15 protein-coding genes are annotated in these 15947 nt (G+C 72.8%); all 15 read left to right on the top strand.

Annotated elements, in window-relative coordinates:
* On the top strand, positions 1 to 862 hold an 862-nt coding region (locus SSP24_RS36340), incomplete at its 5' end, for a biotin/lipoyl-containing protein (RefSeq protein WP_141314481.1).
* Between the two features lie 5 nt (positions 863 to 867).
* Positions 868 to 1830 (top strand): questin oxidase family protein, encoded by a 963-nt coding sequence (locus SSP24_RS36335; RefSeq protein WP_141314479.1) that lies wholly within the window; start codon positions 868 to 870, stop codon positions 1828 to 1830.
* Positions 1831 to 1894: 64 nt separating this feature from the next.
* A complete protein-coding gene (locus SSP24_RS36330) occupies positions 1895 to 3361 on the top strand; it encodes an FAD-dependent monooxygenase (protein ID WP_141314477.1) in 1467 nt (488 codons plus the stop codon).
* 50 nt (positions 3362 to 3411) lie between these two features.
* Positions 3412 to 3741 (top strand): TcmI family type II polyketide cyclase, encoded by a 330-nt coding sequence (locus SSP24_RS36325; RefSeq protein ID WP_141314475.1) that lies wholly within the window; start codon positions 3412 to 3414, stop codon positions 3739 to 3741.
* Positions 3738 to 5009, top strand: a complete 1272-nt coding sequence (locus SSP24_RS36320) for a beta-ketoacyl-[acyl-carrier-protein] synthase family protein (RefSeq protein ID WP_141314473.1) — start codon at positions 3738 to 3740, stop codon at positions 5007 to 5009. Before SSP24_RS36325 ends, SSP24_RS36320 begins: the two co-directional genes overlap by 4 nt.
* The gene (locus tag SSP24_RS36315; protein WP_141314471.1) at positions 5006 to 6226 is read left to right on the top strand and encodes a ketosynthase chain-length factor; all 1221 of its coding nucleotides are present in this window, start codon (positions 5006 to 5008) and stop codon (positions 6224 to 6226) included. The genes SSP24_RS36320 and SSP24_RS36315 overlap by 4 nt, the downstream gene beginning before the upstream one ends.
* A 398-nt stretch (positions 6227 to 6624) precedes the next feature.
* Positions 6625 to 6897, top strand: coding sequence for an acyl carrier protein (locus SSP24_RS36310; RefSeq protein WP_141314469.1), 273 nt, complete (start codon positions 6625 to 6627; stop codon positions 6895 to 6897).
* 133 nt (positions 6898 to 7030) lie between these two features.
* Positions 7031 to 7816, top strand: a complete 786-nt coding sequence (gene fabG, locus SSP24_RS36305; protein ID WP_141314467.1) for a 3-oxoacyl-ACP reductase FabG — start codon at positions 7031 to 7033, stop codon at positions 7814 to 7816.
* 54 nt (positions 7817 to 7870) lie between these two features.
* Entirely contained in the window at positions 7871 to 8815 is a 945-nt protein-coding gene (locus tag SSP24_RS36300) for an aromatase/cyclase (RefSeq protein WP_141314465.1), read from the top strand.
* Complete coding sequence (locus SSP24_RS36295; RefSeq protein ID WP_373306760.1) at positions 8767 to 11238, top strand: SDR family oxidoreductase; 2472 nt, start codon at positions 8767 to 8769, stop codon at positions 11236 to 11238. The genes SSP24_RS36300 and SSP24_RS36295 overlap by 49 nt, the downstream gene beginning before the upstream one ends.
* Positions 11239 to 11242: 4 nt before the next feature.
* Complete coding sequence (locus tag SSP24_RS36290) at positions 11243 to 12661, top strand: MFS transporter (RefSeq protein ID WP_229865694.1); 1419 nt, start codon at positions 11243 to 11245, stop codon at positions 12659 to 12661.
* A 48-nt stretch (positions 12662 to 12709) separates the two neighbouring features.
* On the top strand, positions 12710 to 13159 hold the full coding sequence (locus tag SSP24_RS36285; protein ID WP_141314459.1) for an acyl carrier protein: 450 nt from the start codon (positions 12710 to 12712) through the stop codon (positions 13157 to 13159).
* The gene (locus tag SSP24_RS36280; RefSeq protein ID WP_229865711.1) at positions 13156 to 13965 is read left to right on the top strand and encodes a 4'-phosphopantetheinyl transferase family protein; all 810 of its coding nucleotides are present in this window, start codon (positions 13156 to 13158) and stop codon (positions 13963 to 13965) included. The genes SSP24_RS36285 and SSP24_RS36280 overlap by 4 nt, the downstream gene beginning before the upstream one ends.
* 10 nt (positions 13966 to 13975) lie before the next feature.
* Positions 13976 to 15619: an acyl-CoA carboxylase subunit beta gene (locus SSP24_RS36275; protein ID WP_141314457.1), complete on the top strand. Its 1644-nt coding sequence runs from the start codon at positions 13976 to 13978 to the stop codon at positions 15617 to 15619.
* Complete coding sequence (locus SSP24_RS36270) at positions 15616 to 15846, top strand: acyl-CoA carboxylase subunit epsilon (protein WP_229865719.1); 231 nt, start codon at positions 15616 to 15618, stop codon at positions 15844 to 15846. The genes SSP24_RS36275 and SSP24_RS36270 overlap by 4 nt, the downstream gene beginning before the upstream one ends.
* Positions 15847 to 15947 lie beyond the last annotated feature (101 nt).

The raw sequence follows: 15947 nt of genomic DNA, 5'->3' as shown, positions 1-15947 counted from the left end.
GGTGCGGGAGATGTTCCGCATCGCCGACGGTGAGGAACTGGGCTACGGCGACCCGGAGTTGCGTGGCCATTCCTTCGAGTTCCGCATCAACGGAGAGGACCCGGGCGGGGGTTTCCTGCCCGCGCCGGGCACGGTGACGCTGTTCGCGCCGCCGTCCGGGCCGGGCGTCCGGCTGGACGCGGGGGTGGAGTCGGGCAGCGTGATCGGCCCGGCCTGGGACTCGCTGCTCGCCAAGTTGATCATCACCGGCCGTACTCGCAAGGAGGCGCTGCAGCGGGCCGCGCGTGCGCTGGAGGAGTTCAAGGTGGAGGGCATGGCAACGGCCGTCCCGTTCCACCGCGCGGTGGTCAAGGACCCGGCGTTCGCGCCCGAAGTCCACGGCGGGGACGGCCCTTTCACGGTCCACACCCGGTGGATCGAGACAGAGTTCGTCAACGAGATCGAGCCCTTCACCGCCTCCGCCGCCGACACCCAGGACGAGGACTCCGACCGCGAGACGGTCGTCGTCGAGGTCGGCGGACAGCGGCTGGAGGTGACGCTGCCGACGTCGCTCGGGCGGGTGCCGGAGCTGAGCCTCGTCGGGGCGGCCGCCGCTCCCAGGCCGCGGCGCCGGAGCGCGGGCGGCGGCGCGGGCGCCGGGGTCTCCGGTGACACGCTCACCTCGCCGATGCAGGGGACCGTCGTCAAGGTCGCCGTGGCGGAGGGGCAGCGGGTCGAGCAGGGCGAACTGGTCGTCGTACTAGAAGCGATGAAGATGGAGCAGCCGCTCACCGCGCACAAGTCCGGCACCGTCACGGGGCTGGCCGCCACGGCCGGTCAGGCCCTGTCCTCGGGTGCCGCCGTCTGCGACATCAAGGACTGATCCACGTGGCAGCACTCACCTACAGCGACGCCGTGAGCGAGGCACTCCAGCGACTGCGCGGCGTGGGCTTCGAGCACGGCGGGTCCTTCGTCAACCACGCGCCGATGGCCGCGGAGGCGCTGGCGCACATGGGGTACGCCGACGAGGTGCCCGGCTGGGTCGACCACAACCTGCGCAACCGGGAGTACCACGACGTCCCCGAACGCCGCTGGGACATCGACCCGGCCGACGAGGTGGACTGGCGTGGCGCGCTCGGGAACTTCTCCCGGGTCGCCGACTGGACCGCCCTGTTCGAGCGGGAGCTGACCGGGGCGCCGTGGACCGAGGTGCTGGCCCGCTGGTGGCCCCGGCTGCTGCCCGGCATGTCGGGGATGCTGACGCACGGGGTGATCCGCACCGCTCACGCGGTGCGGGCCGTCGCCGCCGCGGGCGAGGAGAACAAGCTCCCACTGGCCGAGCTGGCCCAGGGGCTCGGCTACTGGGCTGCGCGGCACTCCACCGGCGGGGTGACCGTCGGCGAGGAGCCGGGGCTGGTCCTGCCGGAGGGGGACGACGGGCGGGAGCCGGTCGTCCGGGCGCTGGACGACCTGGTCGCCGAGTACGCCGGGATCTACGCCACCGTCGCCCAGCGGCACCCGATCCCGCTGATCCACGCGGTCACCGGGCCGGCCGCCGTACGGCTGGTCGTCGAGCATCTGCCCGAGGAGCAGCGGCTGCCGTCGTACCGGGTCGCCCGGGCCGTCAGCCGCAGGATGCTCGACTGGTTCCACGCCAGCCCCCGTCCCACGGCCGCGCTGCCCGAAGCGCCGGGCGTGGCCGAGGTGTTCGCGCGGGCCGCCGAGATCGGCGACGAGCACACCATCAAGCTCGCCGAGGTCGCGGTGCGGCACGAGGCGATCGCACCCGACCCGCGGCACGCGGCCGCCGCCCACGTGGCGAACGAGGGGATCGGCCGCTTCTACCGCTGAACCGACGATTCCTGATCTGACCCGTTCCTTCCCCGCCCGGAGGGCGGGTTTCCCGAGGAGTGTCATGGACGCAACTGTCATCGTCGTGGGCGCCGGACCGGCCGGGATGATGCTGGCCGGTGAGCTGCGGCTCGCGGGCGTCGGCGTCATCGTGCTGGAGAAGCTGGCCGCGCGCACCGGGGAGTCGCGCGGCCTCGGCTTCACCGCCCGCACCATGGAGGTCTTCGACCAGCGCGGACTGCTGCCCCGGTTCGGTGACATCGAGGTCAGCAACGTGGGCCACTTCGGTGGCCTGCCGGTCGACTTCGGTGTGCTCGACGGAGCCCACCAGGCCGCCAAGACCATTCCGCAGTCGGTCACCGAGACCGTTTTGGAGGAGTGGGCCACGCAGCTCGGCGCGGACATCCGGCGCCGGCACGAGGTGCTGTCCGTCAAGGAGAAGGAGGACAGCGTCGAGGTCGAGGTGCGCGGCCCCGAGGGCGTGCACCGGCTGCGCGCCGAGTACCTCGTGGGCTGCGACGGCGGCCGGTCCACCATCCGCAAGGCCGCCGGTTTCGACTTCCCCGGCACGGCGGCCACGCTGGAGATGTTCCTCGCCGACGTCAAGGGCATCCAGCTGGAGCCCCGGATGATCGGTGAGACCCTGCCCGGCGGCATGGTCATGGTCGGCCCGCTGCCCGGCGGGATCACCCGGCTGATCGTGTGCGAGCGGGGCACCCCGCCGCAGCGCCGGGAGAAGCCGCCGACGTGGGAGGAGGTGGCCGCCGCCTGGCGGCGGCTGACCGGCGACGACATCTCGCACGCCGAGCCGGTGTGGGTGTCCTCGTTCGGCGACGCGACCCGGCAGGTCACCGAGTACCGGCGGGGCCGGGTCTTCCTCGCGGGCGACTCCGCGCACATCCATCTGCCCGCCGGCGGCCAGGGCATGAACACCAGCATCCAGGACTCGGTCAACCTCGGCTGGAAGCTCGGCGCGGTGGCACGGGGGCGGGCGCCGGAGGCGCTGCTCGACACCTACCACGCCGAGCGGCATCCGGTCGGCAAGCGGCTGCTGATGAACACGCAGGCCCAGGGGCTGCTGTTCCTGTCCGGGCCCGAGGTCCAGCCGCTGCGCGACGTGCTGACCGAGCTGATCCAGTACCCCGAGGTCAGTAGGCACTTCGCGGCGATGGTGTCCGGCCTTGAGATCCGCTACGACCTCGACGGCGGCCCGCACCCGCTGCTCGGCCGCCGCCTGCCCGACGTGAAGCTGACCGGGCACCGGCTGCTCTCCTCCAGCACCGAGGCCCTGCACGCGGGCCGGGGTGTGCTGCTGGACCTCGCGGACAACGAGCGGCTGCGCGACCGCGCCTGGGACTGGCAGGACCGCATCGACATCGTCACCGCCGAGCCCGTCCTGCCCGCCGACAGCCCCCTCACCGGCACCACGGCCGTCCTCGTCCGCCCCGACGGCTACGTGGCCTGGGCGGCCCCGGGCAGCCACGCGGACCTCCCGATGGCCCTGGAGCACTGGTTCGGCCCGGCGCGCTGAGGACGTCCGCCCCTGCCACCCCCTCCGACGTACCGCTGAATGGAGAGACCATGCACAGCACCTTGATCGTCGCCCGGATGGACCCGGGTCACAGCGCCGAGGTGGCCCGGCTGTTCCAGGAGTTCGACACCACCGAGATGCCGCATCTGATGGGCACCCGGCGCCGTCAGCTCTTCGCCTACCGCGGCCTGTACTTCCACCTCCAGGACTTCGACACCGACAACGGCGGCGAGCTGATCGAGGCGGCCAAGACCGACCCCCGCTTCGTGCAGATCAGCGAGGACCTCAAGCCGTTCATCGAGGCCTACGACCCGGCGACCTGGCGGTCCCCCGCCGACGCGGTCGCCACGCGCTTCTACGACTGGGAGGGCCGGGCGTGAGCGCCAGGCGAGTGGTCATCACCGGGGTCGGTGTCACGGCCCCCGGTGGTGTCGGCACCAAGGACTTCTGGAACCTGCTCAGCGAGGGACGCACCGCCACCCGGGGCATCACCTTCTTCGACCCGTCCTCCTTCCGCTCCCGTGTCGCCGCCGAGATCGACTTCGACCCGGAGGAGCACGGGCTGAGCCCGCAGGAGATCCGCCGGATGGACCGCGCGGCCCAGCTGGCCGTGGTCACCGCACGCGAGGCGCTCGCCGACAGCGGACTGGACCTGACCGGCGCGGACCCGCACCGGGTCGGCGTCACCATCGGCAGCGCGGTCGGCGCCACCATGGGCCTCGACCAGGAGTACCGCGTCGTCAGCGACGGCGGCCGCCTGGACCTGGTGGACCACGCCTACGCCGTACCGCATCTGTACAACTACCTGGTGCCCAGCTCCTTCGCCGCCGAGGTGGCGTGGGCGGTGGGCGCCGAGGGCCCCGCCACGGTGGTCTCCACCGGCTGCACCTCCGGCCTGGACTCGGTCGGCCACGCCGCCGAACTGATCCGGGAGGGCTCGGCCTGCGCGGTGGTGGCGGGCGCGACGGACGCCCCGATCTCGCCGATCACCCTGGCCTGCTTCGACGCCATCAAGGCGACCACCCCGCGCAACGACGACCCCGAGCACGCCTCGCGCCCCTTCGACGGGACCCGCAACGGCTTTGTGCTGGGGGAGGGTTCCGCGGTGTTCGTCCTGGAGGAGCTTCAGGGGGCGCTGAAGCGGGGCGCGCACATCTACGCCGAGATCGCCGGCTACGCCTCGCGCTGCAACGCCTTCCACATGACCGGCCTGCGCCCGGACGGCGTGGAGATGGCCGAGGCCATCACGGTGGCGCTGGCCGAGGCCCGGCTGAACCCCGAGGCCATCGACTACGTCAACGCGCACGGCTCGGGCACCAAGCAGAACGACCGGCATGAGACGGCCGCGTTCAAGAAGAGCCTGGGCGAGCACGCCTACCGGACCCCGGTGTCCTCCATCAAGTCGATGGTCGGGCACTCGCTGGGCGCGATCGGCTCGATCGAGATCGCCGCCTCGGTCCTCGCCATGGAGCACAACGTCGTGCCCCCGACGGCGAACCTGCACACCCCCGACCCGGAGTGCGACCTGGACTACGTGCCGCTGACGGCCCGTGAGCACCGCACCGACGCGGTGCTGACCGTAGGCAGCGGCTTCGGCGGCTTCCAGAGCGCCATGGTGCTCGCCCGACCGGAGAGGAGCGCGGCATGAGCACGGCCGCGACGCGCACCGTCGTCACGGGGATCGGCATCGCCGCACCCAACGGCCTCGGTACGAGCGACTACTGGGCCGCGACCCGCTCGGGCAAGAGCGGCATCGGCCGCATCACCCGCTTCGACCCCACCGGCTACCCGGCCAAGCTGGCCGGGCAGGTGCCCGGCTTCAACGCCGGCGACCACCTGCCCAGCAGGCTGCTCGCGCAGACCGACCACATGACCCGCCTCGCCCTGGTCGCCACCGACTGGGCGCTGGCCGACGCGGGCGTCACGCCCGCCGAGCTGCCCGCGTACGACATGGGGGTGGTCACCGCCAGCTCCTCCGGCGGCTTCGAGTTCGGCCAGGGTGAGCTGCAAAAGCTGTGGAGCCAGGGCAGCCAGTACGTCTCGGCGTACCAGTCCTTCGCCTGGTTCTACGCCGTCAACAGCGGCCAGATCTCCATCCGCAACGGCATGAAGGGCCCGAGCGGGGTGCTGGTCTCCGACCAGGCCGGTGGTCTGGACGCGCTCGCGCACGCCCGGCGGCAGATCCGCAAGGGCACCCAGCTGATCGTCTCCGGGTCGATCGACGCCTCGGTCTGCCCGTGGGGCTGGGTCGCGCAGCTGGCGAGCGGGCGGCTGTCCGAGGGGGAGGAGCCCGACCGGGCCTACCTGCCCTTCGACGCGGCCGCCGCCGGACACGTGCCCGGCGAGGGCGGCGCCATCCTGATCCTGGAGTCCGCGGAGGCCGCCGCCCGGCGCGGTGCCCGGGTCTACGGCGAGATCGCAGGCTACGGCGCCACCTTCGACCCCGCGCCCGGCACCGGGCGCCCACCCGGCCTGCGCAAGGCCATCGAACTCGCCCTCGCCGACGCGGGCGTGGACGCCGGTGACGTCGACGTCGTGTTCGCCGACGGGGCGGCGGTGCCCGAGCTGGACCGCATCGAGGCGGACGCGCTGAACGAAGTCTTCGGTCCGCACGGGGTCATGGTCACCACCCCCAAGACGATGACGGGCCGCCTCTACTCCGGCGCCGCCCCGCTCGACGTCGCGACCGCGCTGCTCGCCATCCGCGACGGCGTCGTCCCGCCCACCACCAACGTGCGCCCCGACGCCACCTACGACCTCGACCTGATCACCGACGAGCCCCGCCCCACCGACCTCCGCACCGCCCTGATCCTGGCCCGCGGCCACGCGGGCTTCAACGCGGCGACGGTGGTTACGGCGGCGTAGCCGTCCGGCGGTTCCGCGAGGGCGCGTTGCGGGCCACGCCGGCTTCATCGCGGCGATGGTTGTGACGGCGGTGTGGGGCTGTCCGGCGGCCGCCCTTGAACGCGACCTGTGGCCAAGGGTCGTTGCGGCGGTCCGGCGGTGCGCCCGAGTGTGCCTTGCGGCAACGGTCGTCACGGCCGCCGCGCAGGCCGCCCGGCGGTCCCCCCGAGCGCCGCCCTGCGGCTTCCCCGTAGTGCCGTCCGGCGGAGCCCCGCGTACGCCCTGCCGCTGCCGCGCAAGGCGCCCCGCGCCGCCCCCCGAACGCGCCCGCGTGTCCGGTCCGTTCGTATCTCCCGCGTCTGGGCCGGGCCGCGGGCGTTCGTACGTTCCCCGAAAGACTCAGACGAGAGGAACCACCCGTGTCCACCCAGTCCTTCAGCCTCGACGACCTCAAGCGCATCCTCCTGGAGTCCGCCGGGGCCGACGAGAACATCGACCTGGACGGCGACATCCTCGACACCGACTTCGAGGAGCTCAGCTACGAGTCGCTGGCCATCCTGGAGACCTGCGGTCGCATCGAGCGCGACTACGGCATCTCCCTGGACGACAGTGTCGTCACCGAGGCCAAGACGCCGCGCGCCCTGCTGGAGATCGTCAACACCCAGCTGGCGGAGTCGGCGCAGGCCGCCTGAGCCACCACGGCGGCGCAGCCCCCGAGGCCGTACCCCTCGACCAGTCACCCCCACCGTGCGCCGGTGCCCGTCCCCGAGTCGGGCACCGGCGCACCCCCAGACATGCACACATGCCGACAAGGGAGCAGCAGACATGTCCGACAAGCACGAGCGGGTCGCCCTCGTCTCCGGGGCCACCAGCGGAATCGGCCTCGCGGTGGCGCGGCTGCTGGCCCAGCAGGGTCACCGCGTCTTCCTCGGCTCCCGCGACGCCGACAACGTCGCCCGGACCGTCAAGGAGCTGACCGCCGAGGGCCTCGACGTCGACGGCGCCACCCTCGACGTGCGCTCGGCGCTGTCCATCCAGAACTTCGTGCAGGCCGCCGTGGACCGCTTCGGCACCGTCGACGTCCTGGTCAACAACGCGGGCCGGTCCGGCGGCGGCGTCACCGCCGACATCGACGACGAGCTCTGGTACGACGTCGTCGAGACCAACCTCAACAGCGTCTTCCGGCTCACCCGCGCGGCCCTCACCACCGGCGGCATGCGGCACAAGAACCGCGGCCGGATCATCAACATCGCCTCCACGGCCGGCAAGCAGGGCGTCGTCCTCGGCGCCCCCTACTCCGCCTCCAAGCACGGCGTCGTCGGCTTCACCAAGGCCCTCGGCAACGAGCTCGCCCCCACCGGCATCACCGTCAACGCGGTCTGCCCCGGTTATGTGGAGACCCCCATGGCGCAGCGGGTGCGCGCCGGTTACGCGGCGGCGTACGACACCACCGAGGACGCGATCATGGAGAAGTTCACGGCGAAGATCCCGCTCGGCCGCTACTCCACCCCCGAAGAGGTCGCCGGGCTGGTCGGCTACCTCGCCTCCGACACCGCCGCCTCCATCACGGCACAGGCCCTCAACGTCTGCGGCGGCCTCGGCAACTTCTGATCCGCCCGATCCGCCCGATCCGCCCGCCCCCCGTACCCTTCGAGGAGTTCACGCATGTCCGCATCCGAGCTGCGGGAAGTCGAGCACGAGATCGCGATCTCGGCCCCGGCCGCCGACGTCTACCGGCTGATCGCCGACGTGGCGAACTGGCCGCGGATCTTCCCCCCGACCATCTACGTCGACCACCTGGAGCGCTCCGGCAACGAGGAGCTGATCCGGATCTGGGCCACCGCCAACGGTGAGCCCAAGAACTGGTCCTCGCGCCGCGTCCTGGACCCGGACGCCCTGCGGATCACCTTCCGCCAGCAGGTCTCCACCCCGCCGGTCGCCTCCATGGGCGGCACCTGGATCATCGAGCCGCAGGACGAGACCACCTCGCGCGTGCGGCTGCTGCACGACTACACGGCCGTCGACGACGACCCGGCGAGCCTGAAGTGGATCGACGAGGCCGTGGACCGCAACTCCCGCTCGGAACTCGCGGCCCTGAAGAGCAACGTCGAACTCGCCACCGCGGCCGAGGAGCTGACGTTCTCCTTCGAGGACACCATCGAGGTCGAGGGGTCCGCCAAGGACGTCTACGACTTCATCAACGAGGCCGGTCTGTGGTCCGAGCGGCTGCCGCACGTGGCGACCGTCCGGCTCACCGAGGACACCCCGGGCCTGCAGACCCTGGAGATGGACACCCGCGCCAAGGACGGCTCCACGCACACCACCCAGTCGTACCGGGTGTGCCTGGAGGGCCGGAAGATCGCCTACAAGCAGACCACGCTGCCGGCCCTGATGAACCTGCACACCGGCTACTGGACGTTCACCGACACCGGCACCGGCTGCACCGCCTCCTCGCAGCACACCGTCGTGCTGCGCCCGGAGAACATCGAGAAGATCCTCGGGCCCGAGGCGGGCGTCGCCGAGGCCCGGGAGTACGTGCGCTCGGCGCTGAGCACCAACAGCTGCGCCACCTTGGGCCACGCCAAGGCGTACGCCGAGGCGAGGCGCTGACCATGGCCGGCGCCGACGCTGTCGATACGGACGTCGTCGTGGTCGGCGCCGGACCCGTCGGGCTGATGCTCGCCGGGGAACTGCGGCTCGGCGGCGCCGACGTGACCGTACTGGAACGCCTGGACGCTCCGACCACGGAGTCCCGGGCCTCCACGCTGCACGCGCGGACCATGGAGCTGCTGAAGCAGCGCGGGCTGCTCGACGGGCCGGACGGCTTCGGCGACCCGCTGCCGCCGCACGAGCCGCGCGGCCACTTCGGCGGACTGCCCCTGGACCTCACGCTGCCCAGCCCCTACCCCGGGCAGTGGAAGGTGCCGCAGGTGCGCACCGAGGAACTCCTCGGCGCCCGCGCGGCCCGCCTCGGCGCGCGCGTCCTGCGCGGCCACGAGGTCACCGAACTGACCCAGGACGAGAGTCATGTGACGGTGACGGCCCGGCACGCCGGGCGGGTGGTGACGTTCACCGCGCGGTACGTCGTCGGCTGCGACGGCGAGCAGTCCGCGGTCCGGCGGCTCGCGGGCGTCGGCTTCCCCGGCAACGACGCCGAGCGGGAGCTGATCCGCGCCGACGTCGACGGCATCGAGATCCCGGGCCGGCGCTTCGAACGGCTGCCGAAGGGGCTCGCCATCGCCGCCCGGCGCGGGGACGGTGTCACCCGCGTGATGGTCCACCGGTTCGGCACCCCGCCCCGCGCCGGCGAGGCCCGCTTCGCCGACATCGTCGCCGCCTGGCGGGAGGTCACCGGCGAGGACATCGCGCACGGCACCCCGCTGTGGGTCAACGCCTTCGGCGACGCCTCCCGGCAGGCCGAGCGCTACCGCTCCGGTCGCGTGCTGCTCGCCGGTGACGCCGCCCACCAGCAGATGCCGATCGGCGGCCAGGCCCTCAACCTCGGCCTCCAGGACGCGGTCAACCTCGGCTGGAAACTGGCGGCGACCGTCCACGGCCGCGCCCCCGAGGGACTCCTCGACACCTACCACGAGGAACGGCACGCGATCGGCCGCCGGGTCCTGTCCAACATCCGCGCCCAGGCCCGGCTGCTGCTGGGCGGGCCGGAGGTGGAGGCGCTTCGCTCGGTGATCGGCGAGCTGACGTCGTACGAGCGGGTGCGGGCGCATCTGGCGGGGACGATCAGCGGGCTGGACGTGCGGTACGCGGCGACGGATTCGCTGCCGCTCGCACCGGCGGGGGCGACCGAGGACGGGCGGCGCCGGGCCGTCGTCGACGGGCGTGCGGAAGCACCGCGACCGGCTGTCGGCGGGAGCGCGGGCGGGCCGCACGGGTCCACCGGCGCGCCCATGCTCGTCGGGTCCCGGCTGCCCGAGGCCTCCCTCCTGGGAACCGACGCTCCACCGACCACCCTGGACCTGCTCCGCCCCGCACGCGGCGTGCTGCTCGTGCTGACCGGCGCCGCGGAGGCGTTCGCAGAGGTGGCGCGGCAGTGGTCCGGTGCCGTCGACACCGTGACCGCGCGCCCCGCCGACGGCGGCGCACTGCCCGACGTGGCCGCCCTCCTCGTACGCCCGGACGGATACATCGCCTGGGCCGGCGACACCCCGGACGGCCTCGAAGCGGCGCTCGCCCGGTGGTTCACACCCGGCGTGCGCACCGCACCCCACTCCCCGCACCGCCACCGACAACACAACGTCAGGAGAAGGAAGATGGGCAACCTGACCGGCAGGACGGCGCTCGTCACGGGCGCCAGCCGAGGCATGGGCCGGGCCACCGCCGAGCGGCTCGCCCGCGACGGCGCGCTGGTCGCCGTGCACTACGGCACCAACGAGGACGCGGCCGCCGAGGTCGTCGCCGGGATCGAGAAGGACGGCGGCCGGGCGTTCGCCGTACGCGCCGAACTCGGCACGCCCGGCGATGTGCACGAGCTGTTCCTCGCCCTGGAGGAGGGCCTGAAGGAGCGCACCGGCTCCACCGAGCTGAACATCCTGGTCAACAACGCCGGTGTGATGGGCGGGGTGAAGCCGGAGGACACCACGCCGGAGCAGTTCGACCGGATCTTCGCGGTCAACGCCAGGGCGCCGTTCTTCATCATCCAGCGCGCCCTGACGAACATGCCCGACGGCGGGCGGATCGTGAACATCTCCTCGGGGCTGACCCGGTTCGCCAACCCCGACGAGATCGCCTACGCGATGAGCAAGGGCGCCATCGAGCAGCTCGCCCTGCACTACGCCAAGGCGCTCGGCCCGCGCGGCATCACCGTCAACAGCGTCGCCCCCGGCATCACCCGCAACGGCAACCCGCTGTTCGACATCCCCGAGGCCGTCGAGGCGATGGCGGCGCTGTCCACCTTCAACCGGGTCGGCGAACCGCGGGACGTCGCCGACGTCGTCGCCTTCCTCGTATCCGACGATGCCCGCTGGGTCACCGGCTCCTTCGTCGACGCCAGCGGCGGCACCCTCCTGGGATGACGCCATGACCAGGACGCACCCCGCGCCCGAGGTCGGCACCGGGGACGGGCGGTGGAGCCCGCGGCTGTGGGGGCTCCTGCTCGTGCTCGCCGGCAACATGCTCATCGACGCGCTCGAAGTGTCCGTGGCGGTCGTGGCGCTGCCCGCGATCGGCACGGACCTCGGGCTGCCGCTGACCGATGTGCACTGGGCGATGACCGGCTTCGCCGTCGGCTTCGGCGGTCTGCTGCTGTTCGGCGCCCGGGTGGTGAGCCTGCTGGGGCGCCGCCGGGTCTATCTGGCGGCGCTGCTCGCCTTCGCCGCCGCCTCCGCCCTGAGCGCGCTCGCCCAGGAGCCGGCGCTGCTCGTTGCCACCCGTGTCGTCAAGGGCTTCTGCGCGGCGCTGACCGCCCCCACCGGCCTCGCCATCATCGCCACCGCCTTCCCGCAGGGCCCGCCCCGCGACCGGGCGGTGTCCGTCTACGCCCTGTTCGGCGCCGGCGGCTTCACCGCCGGCCTGCTGCTGTCCGGCTGGCTCACCGAGTTCAGCTGGCGGCTGTCGTTCGCGTTCCCGGCCCCGGTCGTGCTGATCCTGTTCGCCCTCGGCCTCAAGCTGATCCCGGACGAGGAGACGGGGAAAGCGAACAACGCCCCACGCCGCTACGACATCCCCGGCGCCGTCACCTTCACGGCGGCGCTCCTCGCCCTGGTGTACGGCATCGGCGCCGTACCCGCGCACGGCTGGACCGCGCCCCGGGCCGCCGGGCCGCTCGCCGCGGCCGTGCTGCTGCTCCTGGCCTTCGCGGTCGTCGAACGCAGCACGCCCGAACCGCTCGTGCGGCCTTTGCGCAACGCCGCGCTGATCCGTTCGGCGCTCGGCGCGGCCTGCCTCAACGGCTCCTATCTGGGGCTGCTGTTCGTGCTGACGTATCAGATGCAGACCGTCGCGGGCTGGTCGCCGCTGACGGCCGCGATGGCCCTCGTCCCGGCCGCCGTCCCACCGGCGGTCACGGCGCTCGCGTCCGGGGGCCTGGTCGCCCGCTTCGGCGCACCCCGGCTGATCGCGGCCGGCGCCGCCTGCGCGTTCGCCGGGTACCTGCTCCAACTCGGCCCGTCCTGGCCGCTGGACTACCCCGCCCGGCTGCTGCCGACGCTCCTGCTGGTCGGGGCCGCCTTCGTGCTGTCCTTCGCCGCGCTGAACATGCGGGCCACCTCGGAGCTGAGCCCCGCCGACCGGGGCGCGGGCAGCGGCCTGTACCAGACGGCCGTCCAGCTCGCCGCGGCGATCGCCGTCGCGGCCGTCGCCGCGCTGCTCGCCTCCGCCGCGGTACCCGGCGCCAGTGCCGCCGAGGCGGTCGAGGCCTGCCGGCCCGCGCTGGTGTTCGTGGCCGCACTCGGCGGCGTCGGACTGCTGGTCGGCCTCACCGGTCTCCGGCGCGGATGAGCCATCCCGCCCTTCCTTTCACCCTTCGACTCCCAACGGGGCACGCCCATGGACCAGACAACGAAGACCTGGGTCTTCGACGACCTCGATGATTTCGACGACTTCGACTACGAGTTCGAGCAGGACACCGTCGTCGACGTGGACCCCCCGGACCCGGCCCACCTGGCCGCCTGCGACGAGACCGAGCGGGTCCGGCTGATCGACGCGTACGTACGGGCCGAACTCGCCCGAGTGCTGCGGGTGCCGCCGCACAGCATCGACACCGAGGGCCGCCCGATGAACAGTCTCGGCATCGGCTCCATCAACGGCCTCGAACTCCAGCGCCGGATGGAGGCGGCCCTCCACCTCGACGTCAACCTCAACATGCTGCTGCGCGCCAACAGCGCCGCCGAACTCATCGAGTGCCTGTCCGGGCAGCTCGGCCCCGGGGACAGCCCGCACAAGCGCGGCGGGCAGGGCGCCCACCTGGTCTCGCACGACGGGCCGGGCACGACGTGATTCCGGAGCTGGTGGTCCGCGAGGGACCCGAGACCGCGAGGACGCGGCTGCCGGCCCCGGGGCAGCTCGACGTGTGGCTGGTGCGCCGCCCCCGGCTGGAGACGGCGGCCGAGCTGCTGGACCTGTCCGAGCTGGACGACGCGGAACGCCGGCGCACCGCCTCCTTCGTCCGCCCCACCGACGGCATCACCTACGCCTCCGCGCATGTCGCGCTGCGCCGGCTGCTCGGCGCCTACCTGGGGCTGGCGCCGCGCGAGGTGCCGTTCGTGCGGGAGCCCTGCCCCGGGTGCGGCAAGCCGCACGGGCGGCCCGCCGTCGCCCACCCCGACCCGCCGCTGCACTTCTCCCTGGCGCACAGCCACGGCATGGCCGTCGTCGCCGTCGCCGCCACCGTGCTCGGCGCCGACGTGGAGCGGCTGCCCAGGGACGAGACCGTCGAGGTGTGCACCCCGGCACTGCACCCGGGGGAGCAGGCGGAGCTGGCGGGCCTGGCCGTCGAGGAGCGGCGTGAGCTGTTCGGGCGGATGTGGACCCGCAAGGAGGCCTACCTCAAGGCGCTGGGCACCGGCCTGTCCCGGGATCCGGGCCAGGACTACCTGGGGGCCGACCGGCGCCGCCGCCCGCCCGGGTGGACGCTGCTGGACCTGCCGTCCGGGCCCCGCCACAACGCCGCCGTCGCGGTGCTGGGCGGGCCCCCGGAACGGGTCACCGTGCGCTGGGTACCGCCGACCGCGCTGTACGCGGGCGGGACGGTGGACCTGGACGCCGACGGCATGACCACGCATGAACCTGACTGGGGAGCGTGAGACCCACCAAATGACGACCGACCAGAAGTCCGACCAGAATTCCCATCAGAAGTCCGACCAGGGGTCCGACCGGCCGAGCCTGCACGACCGTGAGCACCGCGGTCAGTGGAGCGCCGCGGAACGGTTGGAGGAACTGAGCCTGATCAAGCAGGCCGCCCGGCACGGCGATCCGCTGGCCACCGAGCGGCAGCACGCCAAGGGCAAGCTCACCGCCCACGAGCGGATCGAACTCCTGCTCGACGAGGGGTCGTTCACCGAGGTCGAGATGTTGCGCCGGCACCGGGCCACCGGCTTCGGGCTGGAGAAGAAACGTCCCTACACCGACGGTGTGGTCACCGGCTGGGGCACGGTCCACGGCCGTACGGTCTTCGTCTACGCGCATGACTTCCGCATCTTCGGCGGCGCGCTCGGCGAGGCCCACGCCCAGAAGATCCACAAGATCATGGACATGGCGGTGGCGGCGGGCGCGCCGCTGGTGTCGCTGAACGACGGCGCGGGCGCCCGGATCCAGGAGGGCGTCAGCGCGCTCGCCGGCTACGGCGGCATCTTCCAGCGCAACACGCGCGCGTCCGGCGTCATCCCGCAGATCAGCGTGATGCTCGGCCCGTGCGCGGGCGGCGCCGCCTACAGCCCCGCCCTGACCGACTTCGTCTTCATGGTCCGCGACATCGCCCAGATGTTCATCACCGGACCTGACGTGGTCAAGGCCGTCACCGGCGAGGAGATCTCCCAGAACGACCTCGGCGGCGCCGACGTGCACGCGACCACCTCCGGCGTCGCCCACTTCGCGTACGACGATGTCCGCGCATGCCTGGAGGACGTGCGCCACCTCCTCTCCCTGCTGCCGTCCAACAACCGCGACCTGCCGCCCAGAGCGCCGAGCGGCGACCCGGCCGACCGGCGCACCGACCGGCTGCTGGACGTGGTGCCCGAGGACCCCAGCCGGGTGTACGACATCCGGGCCGTCATCGAGGAGATCGTCGACGACGGCGACTACTTCGAGGTCCACCCGGGCTGGGCGACCAACGTGGTCTGCGCGCTGTCCCGGCTGGACGGCGAGGTCGTCGGCATCGTCGCCAACCAGCCGGCCTCCTACGCCGGCGTGCTCGACATCGACGCAAGTGAAAAGGCGGCGCGGTTCGTGCAGTTCTGCGACGCCTTCAACATCCCGATCATCACGCTGATCGACGTACCGGGCTTCCTGCCGGGCGTCGACCAGGAGCACAACGGGATCATCCGGCGCGGCGCCAAGCTGCTGTACGCGTACTGCAACGCCACGGTGCCGCGGATCTCGCTGGTGCTGCGCAAGGCGTACGGCGGCGCGTACATCGTGATGGACTCCCGGTCCATCGGCACCGACCTGGCGCTGGCCTGGCCGTCCAACGAGATCGCGGTGATGGGCGCGGAGGGCGCGGCGAACGTCATCTTCCGCCGGGAGATCGCCGCCTCCGCCGACCCGGACGCCACCCGCGCCCAGAAGATCAAGGAGTACCAGGCGGAGCTGATGCACCCCTACTACGCCGCCGAGCGCGGCCTGATCGACGATGTGATCGACCCCCGGGACACCCGCGGGGCCCTGGTCCGCGCCCTGTCCATGCTGCGCAGCAAGCACGCCGACCTGCCGTGCCGCAAGCACGGCAATCCGCCGCAGTGAGCACGGGGGACGCGCTGGTCATCAAGGTCGTCAAGGGCACCGCCACACCGGCGGAACTCGCCGCCCTGACCAGCGTGCTGCTCTCCCGCGCCGCCGCCCTCGCGGCCCTCGGCCCCGGTCTGCAGGACCAGGCCCCCACCCCCACGGCGACCTGGCGCCGTCCGGAACGCGTCCCGGCGCACCGCGATCCACGGGGGTGGCGGGTCTCGGGGAGCCGGGCGGCGTAGGCGCTCTGCCGGAGGTGCCGCGCGGTGCCGTCGATCGTCTGCGGCGCCGTCGTGGCTGGTCGCGCAGTTCCCCGCGCCCCTTTAGGGCGCTGCCGAACCGC

Source organism: Streptomyces spinoverrucosus, from assembly GCF_006539505.1.
Taxonomy (GTDB): Bacteria; Actinomycetota; Actinomycetes; order Streptomycetales; family Streptomycetaceae; genus Streptomyces; species Streptomyces spinoverrucosus.
The sequence above is the reverse complement of the archived record's forward strand: the minus strand, read 5'-3'. Positions and strand labels throughout refer to the sequence as shown.

Bases quoted from the DNA above. Each gene is read 5' to 3' on its own strand.
- SSP24_RS36275 (WP_141314457.1), top strand. From the start codon at position 13,976: ATGACGACCGACCAGAAGTCCGACCAGAATTCCCATCAGAAGTCCGAC.
- SSP24_RS36290 (WP_229865694.1), top strand. From the start codon at position 11,243: ATGACCAGGACGCACCCCGCGCCCGAGGTCGGCACCGGGGACGGGCGG.
- SSP24_RS36315 (WP_141314471.1), top strand. From the start codon at position 5,006: ATGAGCACGGCCGCGACGCGCACCGTCGTCACGGGGATCGGCATCGCC.
- SSP24_RS36300 (WP_141314465.1), top strand. From the start codon at position 7,871: ATGTCCGCATCCGAGCTGCGGGAAGTCGAGCACGAGATCGCGATCTCG.
- SSP24_RS36330 (WP_141314477.1), top strand. From the start codon at position 1,895: ATGGACGCAACTGTCATCGTCGTGGGCGCCGGACCGGCCGGGATGATG.
- SSP24_RS36325 (WP_141314475.1), top strand. From the start codon at position 3,412: ATGCACAGCACCTTGATCGTCGCCCGGATGGACCCGGGTCACAGCGCC.
- SSP24_RS36285 (WP_141314459.1), top strand. From the start codon at position 12,710: ATGGACCAGACAACGAAGACCTGGGTCTTCGACGACCTCGATGATTTC.
- fabG (WP_141314467.1), top strand. From the start codon at position 7,031: ATGTCCGACAAGCACGAGCGGGTCGCCCTCGTCTCCGGGGCCACCAGC.